The 16751-nt window shown below is 32.9% G+C and carries 18 protein-coding genes; 5 read left to right on the forward strand and 13 right to left on the reverse strand.

The window, feature by feature from the left end:
* From HH304_RS05670 to HH304_RS05715, 10 genes are all read right to left on the reverse strand, one after another.
* Positions 1-3831: a trifunctional MMPL family transporter/lysophospholipid acyltransferase/class I SAM-dependent methyltransferase gene (locus HH304_RS05670; RefSeq protein ID WP_169678846.1), complete on the reverse strand. Its 3831-nt coding sequence runs from the start codon at positions 3829-3831 to the stop codon at positions 1-3.
* Between the two features lie 69 nt (positions 3832-3900).
* Entirely contained in the window at positions 3901-5139 is a 1239-nt protein-coding gene (locus HH304_RS05675; RefSeq protein WP_408631352.1) for a DUF2062 domain-containing protein, read from the reverse strand.
* The gene (locus HH304_RS05680; RefSeq protein ID WP_169678848.1) at positions 5096-5458 is read right to left on the reverse strand and encodes a 3-hydroxyacyl-ACP dehydratase; all 363 of its coding nucleotides are present in this window, start codon (positions 5456-5458) and stop codon (positions 5096-5098) included. The genes HH304_RS05675 and HH304_RS05680 overlap by 44 nt, the downstream gene beginning before the upstream one ends.
* A gap of 10 nt (positions 5459-5468) precedes the next feature.
* A complete protein-coding gene (locus tag HH304_RS05685) occupies positions 5469-6059 on the reverse strand; it encodes a hypothetical protein (protein ID WP_169678850.1) in 591 nt (196 codons plus the stop codon).
* Positions 6037-6672 carry a LolA family protein gene (locus HH304_RS05690; protein ID WP_169678852.1) on the reverse strand — a complete coding sequence of 212 codons (636 nt, stop codon included), beginning with the start codon at positions 6670-6672 and terminating at the stop codon, positions 6037-6039. Before HH304_RS05690 ends, HH304_RS05685 begins: the two co-directional genes overlap by 23 nt.
* Positions 6669-7430, reverse strand: coding sequence for a polysaccharide deacetylase family protein (locus HH304_RS05695; protein WP_169678854.1), 762 nt, complete (start codon positions 7428-7430; stop codon positions 6669-6671). The genes HH304_RS05690 and HH304_RS05695 overlap by 4 nt, the downstream gene beginning before the upstream one ends.
* Positions 7427-8455, reverse strand: coding sequence for a beta-ketoacyl synthase chain length factor (locus tag HH304_RS05700; RefSeq protein ID WP_169678856.1), 1029 nt, complete (start codon positions 8453-8455; stop codon positions 7427-7429). The genes HH304_RS05695 and HH304_RS05700 overlap by 4 nt, the downstream gene beginning before the upstream one ends.
* Positions 8452-9651: a beta-ketoacyl-[acyl-carrier-protein] synthase family protein gene (locus tag HH304_RS05705; RefSeq protein ID WP_169678858.1), complete on the reverse strand. Its 1200-nt coding sequence runs from the start codon at positions 9649-9651 to the stop codon at positions 8452-8454. Before HH304_RS05705 ends, HH304_RS05700 begins: the two co-directional genes overlap by 4 nt.
* Entirely contained in the window at positions 9651-9905 is a 255-nt protein-coding gene (locus HH304_RS05710) for a phosphopantetheine-binding protein (protein ID WP_169678860.1), read from the reverse strand. Before HH304_RS05710 ends, HH304_RS05705 begins: the two co-directional genes overlap by 1 nt.
* Before the next feature lie 254 nt (positions 9906-10159).
* Positions 10160-11377 (reverse strand): alpha-hydroxy acid oxidase, encoded by a 1218-nt coding sequence (locus HH304_RS05715; protein ID WP_169678862.1) that lies wholly within the window; start codon positions 11375-11377, stop codon positions 10160-10162.
* 133 nt (positions 11378-11510) lie between these two features.
* Between HH304_RS05715 and HH304_RS05720 the strand changes: the two genes are divergently transcribed.
* The 5 genes from HH304_RS05720 to HH304_RS05740 all read left to right on the forward strand — a co-directional run bounded on the left by HH304_RS05720 (position 11511) and on the right by HH304_RS05740 (position 15167).
* Positions 11511-12026: a hypothetical protein gene (locus HH304_RS05720; RefSeq protein WP_169678864.1), complete on the forward strand. Its 516-nt coding sequence runs from the start codon at positions 11511-11513 to the stop codon at positions 12024-12026.
* Between the two features lie 87 nt (positions 12027-12113).
* Positions 12114-12338, forward strand: coding sequence for a PLDc N-terminal domain-containing protein (locus HH304_RS21440; protein ID WP_169678866.1), 225 nt, complete (start codon positions 12114-12116; stop codon positions 12336-12338).
* Positions 12339-12439: 101 nt separating this feature from the next.
* Complete coding sequence (locus HH304_RS05730; protein WP_169678868.1) at positions 12440-13612, forward strand: threonine aldolase family protein; 1173 nt, start codon at positions 12440-12442, stop codon at positions 13610-13612.
* A gap of 357 nt (positions 13613-13969) precedes the next feature.
* The gene (locus HH304_RS05735) at positions 13970-14722 is read left to right on the forward strand and encodes a hypothetical protein (protein WP_169678870.1); all 753 of its coding nucleotides are present in this window, start codon (positions 13970-13972) and stop codon (positions 14720-14722) included.
* Between the two features lie 64 nt (positions 14723-14786).
* Positions 14787-15167 carry a group I truncated hemoglobin gene (locus HH304_RS05740; RefSeq protein WP_169678872.1) on the forward strand — a complete coding sequence of 127 codons (381 nt, stop codon included), beginning with the start codon at positions 14787-14789 and terminating at the stop codon, positions 15165-15167.
* Between the two features lie 48 nt (positions 15168-15215).
* Here HH304_RS05740 and HH304_RS05745 read toward each other — a convergent pair whose 3' ends face one another.
* From HH304_RS05745 to HH304_RS05755, 3 genes are read right to left on the reverse strand one after another with little or no spacing between them, the layout of a single operon-like run.
* Positions 15216-15545: a hypothetical protein gene (locus tag HH304_RS05745; protein WP_169678874.1), complete on the reverse strand. Its 330-nt coding sequence runs from the start codon at positions 15543-15545 to the stop codon at positions 15216-15218.
* Positions 15526-16125, reverse strand: coding sequence for an RNA polymerase sigma factor (locus tag HH304_RS05750; RefSeq protein ID WP_169678876.1), 600 nt, complete (start codon positions 16123-16125; stop codon positions 15526-15528). The genes HH304_RS05745 and HH304_RS05750 overlap by 20 nt, the downstream gene beginning before the upstream one ends.
* Entirely contained in the window at positions 16103-16435 is a 333-nt protein-coding gene (locus HH304_RS05755; RefSeq protein WP_169678878.1) for a DUF6249 domain-containing protein, read from the reverse strand. Before HH304_RS05755 ends, HH304_RS05750 begins: the two co-directional genes overlap by 23 nt.
* Positions 16436-16751 lie beyond the last annotated feature (316 nt).

Genomic DNA, 16751 nt, shown 5'->3' on the forward strand with positions numbered 1-16751 from the left:
TTAATTAACTTTTTCCATTACGAAAATTATATTCGAAGTTAATTTGTTGTTATCTATTAATCTAAATTTTAACTTAGCTTCATCAGCAAATTCTTTAATCATTGAACCTGCTATATAATTCAACTTATTTTCTGTTTTATTAAACCCTGTACCTGTAGAAAAATATTCTGTCAGCTTCGTTCCATTATGCCTATCTACCTTTTCCCTATCTCCATCCCTTATAATTATTCTACCCCCTTCATTTAGATTTTGTGTTAGTTTCTTTAATAGATTCAGCTGTTTTTCAGCGGTAAGGTAATGTAATACATCACTTACTATAAAGGCATCTGATTTACTATAATCAAACATTACAACATCACTTTCATAGAATTTTATGTTTTGTGGATAATCAGGACAGTTTTGAGCTACTGAGATTTTATCATCATCATAATCAATTGCTATAACTTCCCGTTCTGAAGAACTATAAGCCAAAGCATATGACATCAATCCGTATCCACAACCAACATCTACTATCTTACCTTTTTTAGGAACCAAATCATGAAATAATTTATAATTCCCTTCCAGTTTATACTTTATTCTTAAATACCATTCTATTACTGGTCCTTTGTAGATATAATTAGAAATAAGCTTATCCTTAAAGAATTCAGGATATTCAAGTTCATTTCTCAGCTTATCATATTCCACCTTAAAAAACTTACTTATTTTCTTTGTTCGCTGAGAATATCCCTCCCCAAATGATAGGTCATCGAAAGAGATTCTTGGTAATGCTTTAATTGTTAATGTACCTGATTTAAGAAAAAAGGAATCTCTTTTTGGCAAGATATAATTTGTTCCATGAAGTAGTATTGGTTGGATATCAAGGTTAAATAAATCTGCCAGATAAAAAGCACCCTTTTTAAACCTGCCCAGCTTAAAATCTGGTTGTCTGGTTCCTTCTGGAAATATCAATATTGAATACCCATCTTTTATCAACTCATTTATTTTAGGTACTTGATTTTCAATCCCATCTGATGAAAGGATAAAATCTGCATATTGAATAACCTTGCCAAAAAAAGGCGAATTATAAACCCAATCATTTGTCACCATTACAATTTTATGATGCAAGGCTAGCAAAACTAATATATCCATGAAAGAATGGTGGTTAGCTATAATAATCGATGGTTTCTTAAAATTAAGAATCTCTTTATTTATGGTTCTTTTATTTACTATGAACGCAGAAAAAATAATGACTTTACCACAAAATTGAAGTAATTTATGATAGAGTCTTTTTTTCATTTTAGCACTACCAATTGGTATTTTAAAAATAGGAATAAGGATAGCTAAAATCAGGCAACCAATAACAAATAATGAAAACCCAAAAAATGTATTAGAAATCTTCAAAAAAGTAAATGGGATATTCCCTTTATCTTTTCTCTTTTGAATCAGCAAGTCATATAGTATTGGTGGGATTATGAAAGTGAGTAGTATGACGGACACAATCCCGATTATTGCCAGCAATGCAATTGATTTTAATGCAGGGTGACCTGCAAAAATAAGCACTCCTATACCGACCAACGTTGTGATGGCTGAAAGGATTATGCTTTGTTTAAAAGAAACAATATCACCTTTATTATACTTGTATTTCTGTGTTAAGCCACGTACCATGAAGATAGAATAATCTATCCCAAGCCCGAAGATGAATGTACATATTATAATATTGATAATATTGAACTTTAATCCGAATAAGCCCATTACACCTAAAGTCCATAACCAGCTTAAAGCTATTGGTGCAAATGTTATCAGAGCAAGCTCAATCCTTCCATAGCTCAAAAAGATAATTAAAAAGACAACGATTAAGGATATATTAAACAAAAATGAAAAGTCCCTATTTAGTAAAGTTACCAGCTTTCGTGTAAAATGTCCCTGGTCGAGAACAATTACACCTGGTAAATCCTTAACTCGTTCGATAAAAGCCAGTTTGTTTTCATCACTCAACTTTACATTTGATACTATTCCTGTTTTACCATCAAAGTTAACTACCATGTTTCCACCAAAATGATCAAGGTATTCCAAAGCCTGACTGGTAGAAATCCCGTTATATTCCTTTTCTATAACATTAGCAAGTCCATTAAATACTCCAGCTTTAAACCCTTTATTTATAGCCTGGGAATCTAATTGACCTATTACTTTTTCAGGAGAATGATCTTGCCAGAACTCATTCCATCTTTTTAATTTTAACTCTTGTTCTTCCTTACCTGGTAATAAGTCATTAACAGTAAATGATCCGATTATCAATGAATCTTCTTGTGCTTCCTTGATTGTCTTTACAACAGTATCATTATTCTCAATTGCTTCCCATATATCAACTCCGGAGGTAACTAGATAAACATTGTTTACGGTATAATCTGATATATCATTTAGATTATCCTGATACTCTCTGAGCTGAGGAGACATATAGTTGAGATTCAGCATATCAGATTCAAACTCATAATTTCTCCAGGTAAACAGACTGATCGTCGTTACCAATATAAAGAGTCCGATAAATATTTTCTTTTTATGAAATGGATAGGCAGCTACCTTATCCATTAATTTCTGGATAAAATTGTTCTTAACCTCAGGTTGATTCTTTCTACGAACTACCAAATGAGGCAGCACAATTAGTGTAAACAATGCTGCAAATAAAACACTCACACCAGCAAACAGTCCCAAGTCTTGTAATGCTCTGGATCCGATAAACAATAAACAAAAGAATGCAGATGAAGTTGTTAATGAGCTGATTAATATGGGTAATGATATATCAGAAAACAACTGTTTGACGTTCTTCTCATGTTGATAATGAGTTATTAAATGCAAGGCAAAATCAAGCGTTATCCCGATTAGTACAGATCCAATCCCTAGTGAAATAACAGAAATCGATGGTCTGATCATAACTAGAAAAGCTACTCCCATCAGTCCGCCAAATGCACCTGGTAATAAAATAAGAAAGAATGAGTGCAAATTCCTGTAAAACAATCCTACGAAAATAAAAATGACTACCAAAGCAAGATTAACAGTAAGAAGAATGTCATTTTTGATTTGTTTTGCATTTCCAACAGCAACAGCTGCTTTCCCAAAATATTCAAAGTGATATCCCGGGTCAATTTGACCAGATATATTTTCAAGTAAATCAATTAACTCACCATTATTTCTTGTTTCACTTGCCGAGTTCTTAAGATCAATAAAAAATATCAGGTGTTTCTGATCTTCAGTAATAACATGGTTTTTATAAAGTCCGATTTGTCCCCCCTTATTTAGGTCACGCATTCTTTGAAGCGGTTTTCCAACCATACCAAAGGGATCTTTTAGCAGGAACTGCTTAGTCACCATTCCCACAGGTGACATCAGGTTTTTTAGATTATTTGAAACCGTCTTTTCAATCCCCTTTTCACTTACCTGATCTTCAAGTCGCTTATAGTCTTCATCATTTAAATAAAATGGGATATGCTGAAGATAGTACTCATAAAATGAATTAATCGATGCATCTGAAAATTCCAGGCGAACAGAATCAATAAATTCAGATCCATGTAATCTGATACTATCTGCCTTTTCATGAGCAATTCTAATCAAGCTTTCAGCTTCTGCCGAATCAGAATAAATATGAACAACAATTTGTTCATTCATTTTTAATTTATTCAAAACAGACTCAGCCTCAACTATTGACTTGTCATTTGGAACCAGGTTAAGGATGTTTTCTTCCAGTTTGACCTGAAACGCAACATAGGTCATCATGCATACTAGCAGAACCAGTAATCCGATAAAAACCCGACGATATTTCTCAGTCTTTTGATAAAGAAAGAAGAAAAAGTTATTCATATACCCACTTATAAAAATTCCGGAACAAACAAAACCTCAAAAATACTTAATTATCTGAATAAAAAACAATTAGACTGTATCCTGACTTTTCTTTAATCTGGTATTTCTTGCTATTAAAAAATAAAAATATGATGCTACACCAAAGACTAATCCGGCAGCAATTGAAAAAGCAACAGCTCCACTTAAATATTGAATCAAATTATCCTTTACCTGTTCAAAAGTAATCCCTTGTGAAAAAAACAAGTCCATTGTAGGATTTGGAACCAGGTAATAACCAAGTCTGTAACTAAAATAGATGATAACCGGTATCATTGGAGGAATGCTGATATGTGCTGCAAGCACAAACATTGCCTTATTTAATCTGAAATAATGGGCTAAAGGTATTCCTACCAGCAATTGGTATCCCCATATCGGAAATATTCCCATGAAGACTCCGAAACCAACTGAAAGTGCTTTAATATGAACTGGTTCTTCATTATTAAAGAAATTTTCATTCAAGAATTTCTTTATGTTTTCTTTAGTCAATGACCTGAAAAAACGTAATGGAATGTAAAAAAGGACCGCCAGAATAAATAAATAGGTATTTAATATACTAATCCTTGTGAAATCCTGGAATGGTCTGAAATGTGAAATCCTCTCCTTTCCTGGCTCATAATGAACCTGGATTGGAATATTTTTAACTTCTATACCCTTCCATGCTGACTTCACCAGTACTTCTACTTCAAACTCAAATCTATTGGTATAAAAACTTATACCTTCCATAGCCTTAACCGGGTAAAGTCTGTACCCTGATTGTGTATCACTCAAGGTGATGCCTGTATCAACCCTGAACCAGAAATTTGAAAACTTATTTCCAAAACTGCTCTTTCCAGGGACATTTTCCTGCTGCATGTTTCTGGCACCAATAACCAGGGCATTTTCATTCTTGTCTATTTCGTCCAAAAACAATTCAAGATCTTCGGGAAAATGTTGCCCATCACTATCGATTGTAATCACATGAGTGAATCCTGATTCCCTTGCTTTACTAAAAGCATTTTGCAGAGCTCGTCCTTTCCCCTTGTTAACTTCATGCCTGATTATCTCAAGATTTGAATATTTTTCTAATATTTCAGGGGTATTATCTGTTGCTCCATCATTAACTATAATAATGTTTGAGGTATATTCCAGCACACCATCAATAACCGAAGCCAAAGTCTTCTGGTTATTATAAGTGGGAATAACCACACAACAATTATATTTTTCAAATTTGCTTTGCAATTGCATTTCAGGCAAAAACTCCTTTAATTTTAAATGATACAATATCATCATCAACTTTCGCTGATGCCGATACCTTTAACTTCCCTTCAACCTCCTCATACTTGAATTCAAATGTCATCCCGGGAGATTTCCGCGGATCAACCAATGATAAAAATTTAATATTATTAGCCTCCTCTAATACAAAACTCCTATTCATAGAATCTTGTATTAATTCCTTAAGAATCTCAAGCGTACATACTCCAGGCAATACTGGTTGTTCAGGAAAATGACCATCAAAGATTGAATGATTTTCATTCAGTAATATTTTCGCAGTGATAATACCTTCATTATCCTCAATTGTATCAAGAGTATATAAGTCGTTTCTTAACATCACTATAGAATTAGTATCGTTTTAATTTCATTTCAGAATCAATTCCTTTATGGGATAATTCCATTTTATCCGGAATCAATTCATTTGCATTTTGATATTCAAAATTTATTATCGTTCGTCCAACAACACAAAAACCTCTTTCTTTTAAGTATACCGGACGATTATTTATAGTTTTTAAGTTGAAAGGATACTTTGCCTTGACTTTCATTAATTTATAGGCATCAGTTTCTTCTTTCATTTTAATTTTTGCATCATCAAGTTCGGCAAGCATCAAAAAGGTAAAATCCTTTTGTAATGCCTTGCGGATAATCCATTTATCCAGGTATTCCAGAATTTTGGTCCATTCGAAATTACCATTAACCAGTTCAAACTGTAACAAAGTAAATCCAACTTTAGTCACGAGGGCTCCCTGATAATTTCCCGGTCCTTTTTTAGTTAGCACCAAAAGTCCACTCCCTTTGTACTCTTTATATTTGAGTTGTAGATCATAGATTACCTTATCCTCATGATTAAGATAGGTAATCGGTAAATCCTGACCTCTGGAAGCTATCGAGACAAAAAAGAAAATTGAAAATAAGCTAGTTTGCAGTAAAAATCGCATCAGAAATTGATTGATTAAAATTCTTATTCTCAAACTTTATGTCCGTATGATCTCCACCTTGTTCATACATTTCAACACTTGAAACTGAATAATCAGCCTTTTCAAAATATACTACCACTTTAGTGAAAAATGCTCCTATTTTCTTTTTATCAATTGGCACTAATTCTACTTTATAATAGCTTTTATTCTCAAAACATGAAATCTTAAACCTTTTTTCATCCAGCACATCACCCTGTACGCTATTCACAATAAGATCATTCATCTCGGAAAACATCTCACTTGAACCAACCGAAAAAGCATTCACATTTCCATCATCATTAATAATAATATCCTTGCCATTTAATATGATTTCATATTTATATGGACTAGTGTATGACCATTTCACTTTATTTTCTGCTTTATACCTTATAATACCCGAGGATTTTAATGGTTCTGCCAGAATTTGCATATGTTTCATCTGGGTAAAGTCAGCATGAATACTTTTTATAGAAGATGTTTTCTTTGATAGTTCAGTTTTAAAATTTGCTAAATCAGCCACTTTAACAAAGTCATTCTGAGCAATAATCAGAGAAACATAATTGAAGAATAATATTAATATTAAGAGCTTTTTCATTTTAATTCAATCTCATTATTTAAAGTCACCGTTTCAAAATTCATCTGGTTGATATATTGCAAAATTCTTTCCAGAATTTGAGGTGTGTGCTCCCTGTCATCATGCAACAAAATAATTGAGCCAGGATTAATCTTGTTAATAACTCTGTTGGAAACTTTTTCTACGTCATCTTCAACAGTGTCGTAAGACCTTACATTCCAGCCAATTGAAGTCATACCAGCTCTTTTAATTCCTTTTGCTACCATCGGATTTGTAACTCCAAAAGGCGGCCGGAAAATAGATGTTTCTACACCGGAAATTTTCTTTATTAGCTTGTTCGTTTTTATTATCTCCTCTTCAATTTGAACAGGGTTCTTTAGTGGAAACAGATTCGAATGAGAATAGGAATGATTTCCAACAGCATGACCTCTCGTAATTATTTCTTGAACTACATCAGCATTCTTCTCAATTTTGCTTCCAATTAAAAAAAAGGTTGCTTTGGCATTGTATTTATCCAAAACATCCAATACATGTTGAGTATTGGTGTCAGGTCCGTCATCAAAAGTAATAGCAACCCTATTTTCGTTCAGGCCAAGATTATTTACAGATTTTAAAAAGAAATCAAGTTTGATAAAATAAGAACCGGATATTACTAAAATAAAAAAACATATGACTGGCAGGGCAAGCCAGACCAATGAAAAATCATCAACAGTAAAATGTAATGCTGTGATAACTCCCATTGAAATAATAAACGATATTTTAGCTAACAGAAACTTCAACTTCTACTGATCAGGAAAATAGATTTATACATTTCTCCGGAATGACTAATTAAAAGAACATTTTCAAACTCTTCAGCTTCTTTATCATTGATTAATGCACGTTTAATTCCTCTTTGGTTTTTGATCATCTCTGTAACCATATGCAAGCCAAAAGCTGAACTGGAAAAGTAATCACCACTCAAAGCTTTATAATCATAAATTGGTTTATCAGACCAATCCTTAATTAAATTTTTATAAAAATCAGACTTGGTTATTGATGACCCACAACCTAAAACTATAGAACTAATCTGGTCTCGATTTATCCCGTTGTTACTATGAATGTTATCAATGGCATCTTTTAAGTCCTGTTCAGTGACATTACCGAAAATAGATTTCACCCCAGAAACTTGGGCAATTGCACCTTGATCAGAAGATGACAATATAAACATTGTAGAGCCTTCGCCTATTGTCGGCAAATCTTCATTATCAATATTTCCTCCACATCCGGTTATTTCGAGGATATCTAAAGAGTCCGCAATCACCTCATCAATTCCACCAACTAATACATTCTCTACACCTTCTTCAAGCAACATTATGCCGTCTTCCAGTGCATTTTCGAATGAGAACCCTCTATTAGCGAAGGTAAAATTATGACTATCACATTGTAGCAATAAAGCTATCTGTCCTGCAATAGTATTGTGTGTTGACTGAATAAACGATGTTGGAGAAAGTAAGCCTTCATTTGTATCATCAATTTGATCCAGAAACTTTTTAGTGTCTTCCAGACATCCCAATCCGGTACCAATACAAATGGCATCAGGCTTATCAATTTTAGCCTGTGAAAGACTATCACTGGCAGTAACAATGCCCATTTTAATAATTCGAGCCATTCTCCTGGCCATTTTAGGGTCAAGATAATCCCTGAATTTTGGCTCTAAAGCTTTCAGATAAGTCGCTTCTGCATTGATAGATACATTTAAGTCTTTTTCAAGACCAAATGAATTTTGCGGTGAGATTGCAGAACTGGCTAAAATAAAAGCTTTCATCTTAGTTTATTAAAAATTAGAGTTGTACAATTCCCTCCAAATCCTAATGAATTTGAAAGAACAGTATTCACTACATGAGATGTAAGTTCTACTATAGGCTTAGAAGAACCTATTAATAAAGGCTCTTCGATTCTCAAGCATGGAAATATCAGATCATTTTTAATTGAAAGAAGCGAAATCACAGCTTCGACAGCTCCTGCAGCACCAAGGGTATGTCCTGTATATGCTTTCGTTGTACTAAAGTTGGGTACATTCTCACCAAAGATTCCTTCAATTGCCGCACTTTCGGATGAATCGTTATTTTCAGTACCGGTTCCGTGTGCATTGATATAATCAATATCAATATTTTCTGCCATTTTCAAAGCTTTTGACATGGCTAGCTTTGCACCATTACCTTCAGGGGAGGATGCTGTTTGATGGTGAGCATCATTGGCATTTCCATACCCAATCACTTCTCCTATTATATTGGCTCCTCTGCTACGTGCATGATCTTCAGATTCCAATACTAGGTATGCAGCCGCTTCACCCAAATTCAACCCCTTTCTATTAATATCAAAGGGCTTGCATGGGTTATCGTCTAAAATTTTCAATGAATTAAAACCATTTATTGTAAATTTTGACAAAGCATCGGTGCCTCCGGCAATAACAACATCTGTTCGTCCTGCATTGATATATCTGGCTCCCTGCATTATTGTATTTGCAGAAGACGAACAAGCAGTACTGATTGTAACAGTACCACCACAAATATTAAATTTATTAGCTATTATTTCGGTGCTATATCCACAATCATGACTTTTAAATATATCCTTATAGTCACCAGGTTTCCCCTCTTTATATTCCTTAAAATATTGTTCAGTTAGAACCATCCCACCTACGGAGGTTCCATTCATAAACATAGCACCCTTAAGGTGAGAGTTTTCCAAATTACTAGAATTAACTGCTTCACTAACTGCATGCAATCCAAGCAGAGTAGTTCTGCAATTAATATCATTTGCAGTATAACCTATTTCCTTTCTTAACTGTTCATTAGAAAGGTTAACTTCTCCACAAACCTTTGTATTGGAATATTCGGATTTAAGATATTTGGATTTTTTTACCCCTGAATCTCCTGCTTTTAAGGAATTAAAGTTTTCATCAACATTTGTCCCCAACGCAGAAATTATACCAAATCCGGTTACAACTACTTTCTGGGACATTATGATTTATTCGCTTCAATAAACTCGGCCATAGTCTTTATAGAATTAAAGACTTTTTTTCCCTCTTCAGGACTCTCAATCTTAACTCCATGGCTTTTCTCAAGGTAAACAATCAGTTCCAGGGCATCTATAGAATCTAACCCGATCTCGTCTCCAAATAATGGTTCATCATCACCAATATCTTCAACTGAAAGATCTTCAAGATTTAATTGAGATATTATATCCTCCTTTAATTGTAAAATTAACTGCTCCATTAGAATTAAATTATTCCGTTTTAAAAAAATTGCCCTTAAAAAATTAAGCCATACAAAGACAAAATTGCTTTTCTAACTTTATTCAAGGCGACAAATATAATAATATTTATAGAGAAAATATTTGAAAAATTCAATTTGTTCGATGAATGTAATTTGAATTGTAATTAAGAAAAAAATATGTATAAAATACTGGTAAATAATCAAGTTAAATGAAAGAAACTAAGACTGATATATCAGAAGAAATGATCTATTTCTTATATCACTAAAGATCCCTTATTAATCTCACTAATACTCCTTGTCCCGGTTTGCTTCATTACCAGTTTAAACTCTTCCTTCAAGATTTTTAATACCATTTCTACACCCGGCTGTCCAAAGGCTGCCAGTCCCCACAAATAAGGACGCCCGATTCCAACTGCGCTAGCTCCCAACGCCAATGCCTTAAAAATATCTCCACCTCTTCGAATACCTCCATCCAGGATAACAGGTATTTTTCCATTGGTTACAGAAACTACCTCAGGAAGGCAATCAATACTTGCCCTGCCACTATCTGTAGCTCTTCCACCATGATTTGAAACTATTATCCCATCTACACCTTCATTTAATGATAATTGTGCATCTTCAGAAGACACAACTCCCTTTAACAATAGTTTTCCTTTCCAGAAATCTTTCAATCTTGCTATAAATTCCCAATCCATTCCCTTATGAAATTCATACTCCTTTTCAAGAGTACTAATCATTGGCTTACCGTCAACCCAACCTTCTTTAGTTTCCCCATGACAAGACTTACAATCCCTGGTATCAAGCTTGATCGATTTCCATAAAGCCTCACGTTTATCTGCGTGATCCATATCAATAGTCAATACAATTGTATCACAACCTGCATTTCGGACCCGATCTATTATTGCTTGAGTATTCTGAAAATCATTATCAGGATATAACTGAAACCATGCCGGTGTTCCCTTTAGTTCATTTACCTTTTCAATGGAAGTAGTTGACACCGTAGACAACATCATCTGATGCATTTCCTTTTTGGCTGCCCTGGAAGTTGCCTCTTCTCCATCATTATGAAATGCCTTCTGACTTCCACATGGACATATAATAATTGGAGAAGACCAATTTTCACCTAAAATTTCAGTTGATAAATCAACTTCCATTTCTCCTACCAGTCTTCTAGCCTTTATCTTTATCCTTTCAAAACCATTTTCGTTTTCTTTAAGCGTCCGGTTGTCAAGAACACCTGTTTCTATATACCCGTAATGAGCGGGTGGAAGCTTTGATTTTGCCACATCTCTGAAATCAAAAATGTTCATTGCATCTTCTGGACTCTTAATCAGAGAATCAATCACTTCTACAATTTCTTCATTAGTCCTTTCTCCAGAATCTGAATCAAAAATACAAGAAGGCAACCCCATAGATATTATTGGGCTTGCAAGTAAAAACTTTATTAATTGGCGGCGTTGGATATCATGCATGGCATTTCTTGATTGTATGGTTACAATAAATTCGTTGATTTTTCACTTAAAACCAATTTTTTAATAAATCTATTTTCACAAGAAAAATATTAGAATATATTTGCCGCTGTTATTTTTAATTAATCTAAATAAAATGAACAGCAAAAAACCTTACGGTCATAAATTCAGGATCATCCACCGTTATTTAGGCTTCTTTTTAGCAGGTATAATGGCAGTTTATTCCTTAAGTGGAATTATTTTGATTTTCAGAGATACCGATCTTTTTAAAGTTGAAAAGCATATAACCAAAACAATTGAGCCTAATGCTAACATTGAAGACCTTGGTAAACTTTTAGAAATAAAAAGGTTTAAAGTAGAGGGTACCGATGGAGAACTGGTAACCTTTCAAAACGGAACCTATAACAGCATTACAGGTGTAGCTGATTACACGGTAAAAGAAATGCCATATATTCTGGATAAAATGACTCATATGCATAAATCCAGGTCTGCTGACCCACTGTTTTACTTAAACATATTTTTCGGGTTATCTTTATTGTTTTTTGTGATATCAGCCTTCTGGATGTTTATGCCCAAAACTTCTGTATTTAAAAAAGGCTTATATTTCTCAATAGGTGGAATTATATTAACTCTTTTAATTCTATTCATTTAAGTACAAAAAGCTTTTTGTTGACTTATTTTGATATTTAATTGTTTTTACCTTATATTCGTAATCTATCGATCAATACATTTTAATGCTATGCACGAATATTTGTTAATCACTTTTATTACATTGTTTTTAATTCTTTGGGCTAGTACTATCATTAATATTGTACTTTCAAGATTCAAAAGACCCCATTATCAAACATTCTGGTTAGTTTTTGTTCTTGTAGCTCCAATGATTGGTGCTTTCTTATTCCCAATATTCCGCAAGAGATTCACCATCTCAAGAAATCGTGAATTTAAAATAATCAAACAAGCATAATCAGTTTTACTTTTCTGGTAATATAATATCCTTCATTATTGATTGATATTGTATTTACCAGAATTTTATTCTTATCTTAAATTTGTTATTAAAACCAGTTTATGGATAAGAATACCAACCGTAGAAATTTCCTAAAAACCTTTAGTTTAGGTTCTCTTCCCTTTATTTTACCAGGTACAATTACAGGCAATGAATTCCTGGATTTAAATTCCGATAAAGATTCGAAAATCATCAATTTCTTTTTCGATGGGATATATTTTACTCCGGAGATGTATATAAATAAACTCCAGGAAATAAATTCTAAGTTACAGATTAAAGGTGATACTTATTTTCAGGGTGGGATTACAGAAATATTGGAACAAAGGTTTTCCGAAATAACGGGTAAAGAAAAGTCAATATTCCTACCTACAGGAACAATGGCTAATCAAGTTGCTATCAAACTACTATCAGGAAACAATACAAAAATAATCGTCCCGGAAAACTCTCATATTTTCAGAGATGAAGCTGATGCTGCACAAAGTGTTCATGGTAAACGACTAATACCTGTAGGAAAAGATAAAGTTTTCTTTAATCAATCAGACCTGGAGGAAGCTATTAACTACACCCTTACAAATGAAGTTTTTCAGAGTGGCATGAACACAGTGGTTATAGAAAACCCAATCAGAAGGGCTGATAGCAGAGCAATTCCGTTTGAAGAGCTAAAGAAAATCACTGATTATTGTAGAAATAAAGGCTACAAAATCCATCTTGATGGAGCTCGAATCCATATTGCATCTGCATTTACAGGTATTAGTGTAAAGGAGTATTCGTCACTCTTCGATACTGTTTACATATCACTTTATAAATATTTAAATGCAGCTGGTGGTGCAATACTTAGCGGGCCCGCTGAAGTAATTGATAAAGTAAAGCATCAAATCAAAATTTTTGGTGGAACCATGTATCAAAGCTGGTATTTAACAGCCATGGCTAATCATTATCTAAACAGATTAGAAGAAAGGTGGGATGAAGTAAAGAGAAGAAGCAAATTATTAATCAATGAACTCAATAAAATAAATAACATCACAGCTTCATCAATTAACAATGGAACCAATATTTTTGATCTTAAACTTCCGGATAAAGCCACAGCTGATAAACTCAGAGCAGGATTAGCTGAAAATCACTCAATTTATTTACGCCCTGCTGATGACAATGGATTGATCAAAATATGTGTTAATGAATCAATATTAGAAGTTGATACCGAAGTAATTGCAAATGCATTTAATACGGAAGTTTAAATAAAAAAAGGAAGATATAGCTTTTTATATCTTCCTCAGGCAAACACGTTTTATGGAGAACCAATTAAAAAATAATACCCAAATAAACCTTTAAAAAAATCCTTTTTCATGGAGAACCTAAAACCTTGAAAAACAATTTTGTTTCCATATCACAATACAAATCTATACCAGTCGATTTTATAATAAAAGGTCAGATACAAAGCATAAAGAAAAGTTAACTTATCAAAGAATATGTTGACAATTTATTAACCTAATGAATAAATGTATATCAATAAATTCTTGTAGAGACTTGGCTAATTAGCTAATAATGCTAGTTTTGAATGGAATCACAACTTTTTTAAGAATCAGCTTATAAATATGAAAATCATAAATAGTTCATTTTTTACTTTATTGATTTTTACGCTATTATTCGTATCCAAAGTAAAATCGCAATCCGGAATACAAAAGGTTCAATTTGGATCAATTTATACAGATAATAATACATATTATCTATATGGCGATAAGCCTTTAAATAAAAAGGTCTATCTGGTTAGCTTAGATAATGGTAGTTTTATTTCAACAAAAACTACCAAAAGAAAGATAATTAATGATGAAGTATTTGAAACAATCAACGTTACGTGTCTTGACTTACCTGAAAATACAGATATTTCTCTATACGATTTAGCGGTATTTTCAGACAATGAAGATTTTTCATTCAAGCTTTTACCTATTAATATTATAGAGAATAAAGAAATTGAGGCAGAGGTTCGTAATCAAATAAAAAATCAAAATTTCAATTATCTAATGCGCTATTATAAAGTTTCCAATTCTCATGAATTTGATTCTTTAAAACTTGAACAATTAACCATTAACGGGGCACCAACAGTTATTGCCACTCAATATAAAGACCAATATAATTTTGGCCCAAGATATTTATATAGTGGTGATCAACTCACAGTACTTAACAACCAATGCGCATCTTCAAATCTTACAGCATTTATTATAAATGGCAATACCTTACTTCGATCAATTAATTATTGTTGCCAATGCGGTGAAATTATTGAGCTAATTCATAAAATCGAAGGTAACAATATATCGATAGAATATATTGATGGTAGTCAGTCTATGTAAAGTATTCTTAATTGGCTTTTACGGTTATTTATTGGTAAATTATAATATACTAACTTACCACATCATGAATAATCAAAAAAGCCTTTACGAACGACTCGGTGGAGCTTCGGGTATTGAAGCCCTGGTAGATGACATTGTCGAAAACCATATGAATAACCCGGTAGTTAAAGCCCGATTTCTCCCCTTAAAAGAAAATCCAGATCATTTTAATGAGGTGAGAGGACATTTAATTGGATTTCTTGCTTCCGGAAGTGGTGGCCCCGAAGAGTACAAAGGCAAAGATATGCCTACTGCTCACAAAGGAATGAATATCAGTGCGGGTGAATATATGAGTGTAATTGATGACATTATGATGGCTCTTCAAAAACACAACATAGATGAAGAGAGTCAAAAAGATGTATTGGTTATAGCTTACTCTTTAAAAGATCAGATGATAGGTTTATAATCATTTAAGAAATAAACAAACATTCAAAAATTTGAATGTTCGTTTATTTTAATTGACATATCTGGAATAAAGAGAGGTTTTCACTATTACATATAACTGACCCAAAATAAAAACTCCACTAAAAATAGGGATCATTAATGGTGAAAATGTCAAACTAAATGAACGGTAACTAATTCCGTCATTAGGATAAAATACTGCAAGCAATATAAGTATTGAACTAAAAACAGCCAGATAAACAAATGGCCTCCAAGGAAAAACTGCAGGCTTTTTGATTACCTTTTCCTCAGATAAAAGTTGGTCCATCAAGTTATCCGTAAAATCAACAGATGTCTTTGGAGCAGTTTCCTTTAAAATCTTTTTAAGTTCCTGTTCGCTCATTTCTAAATAAATTAATTTCCTCTCCTAATTCATTTTCAAGTATCTGCAAAAGATTTTTTCTACCTCTATGAAGTAAAACCTTTATATTAGATTCACTGTAATCAGTTACCTCTTTTATTTCCTGAACTGATAATTCAGATAGATAATGTAATCTTAAAACCAAAGATTCAGAATCCTTCAACTCTGCTAGAGCATCATTCACCAACTTACTTCGTTCAGACAGATTAAGCATTTCAAAGCCGCCTTTGTAGTCAGATTCTTTTTTGACTAACTCAGGGTTATTGGTCTCAGGTTGGAACCGCTTATTTTTCTTTGCATAGTTTAGTGAACAATTAACAACTATACGATATAGCCATGTACTGAAAAGTGAATCCTGTCTGAATTTATTTAAACTATGAAACACTTTGATGAAAGCCTCTTGTAAAGCATCTTCAGCCAAATGTTGATCTTTAATGACAGAGCAAGCCAAAGATAGAGAAACATCTTTATAGCGTTCTACCAAAATCCTGAACTCAGCAGTTTGCCCTGCAAGTATCCGGTTTATTACTTCGATATCATTAATTTGACTGCTGATCTTCAATGCGTTTTCTTAAAAATACTCCAATTAATAATCCAACACCACCAAAGAAAATAATACAAGCAGTTACCATCAGGCCTTTTGCTTCATTTGCCAGATCTGATGTTACTGCAAAAACAGACATAGCAAATCCAATACTTAACCCTATCATTGTTAATCCGAACTCAAGATATCTCATCTTTTTATCAGGAAACTTAATATCGCCACCCTTAGCTATTATTTCCTTCTTTATTTGATAATTATATTTCATCGTAAAATAAACAATCAAAATTATTGTTGTAAAAAAACCAAGTGGAATTAGTAATTCTGGCATATCTGTCATGTTTTTGATTTTAAAATATTTACTTTAAATTTTATCATTAGACAACTAGAAAAAGAATCAGGTTACAAAACCCTGCAATTATTTTATAAAAAAATTATTGGCACCTATCTATTTTACTTTTAAACCAAAAAAAAAATTAAGAGAACTGACTTTGAGTTAATTCCTAAAACTTCAGAGATCGAGTATCATGTAATGCAAGATGCAAGCAGTTAATCATAACTAATTTCAATTTTCAATTTGAAAAAAATAATTTCTGCTTTCAGAAGAGTTATCAATTGAATTACACATTATTTTTTGCATTAAGAAA

The organism is Marinigracilibium pacificum (assembly GCF_012926615.1).
GTDB lineage: Bacteria > Bacteroidota > Bacteroidia > Cytophagales > Cyclobacteriaceae > Mangrovivirga > Mangrovivirga pacifica.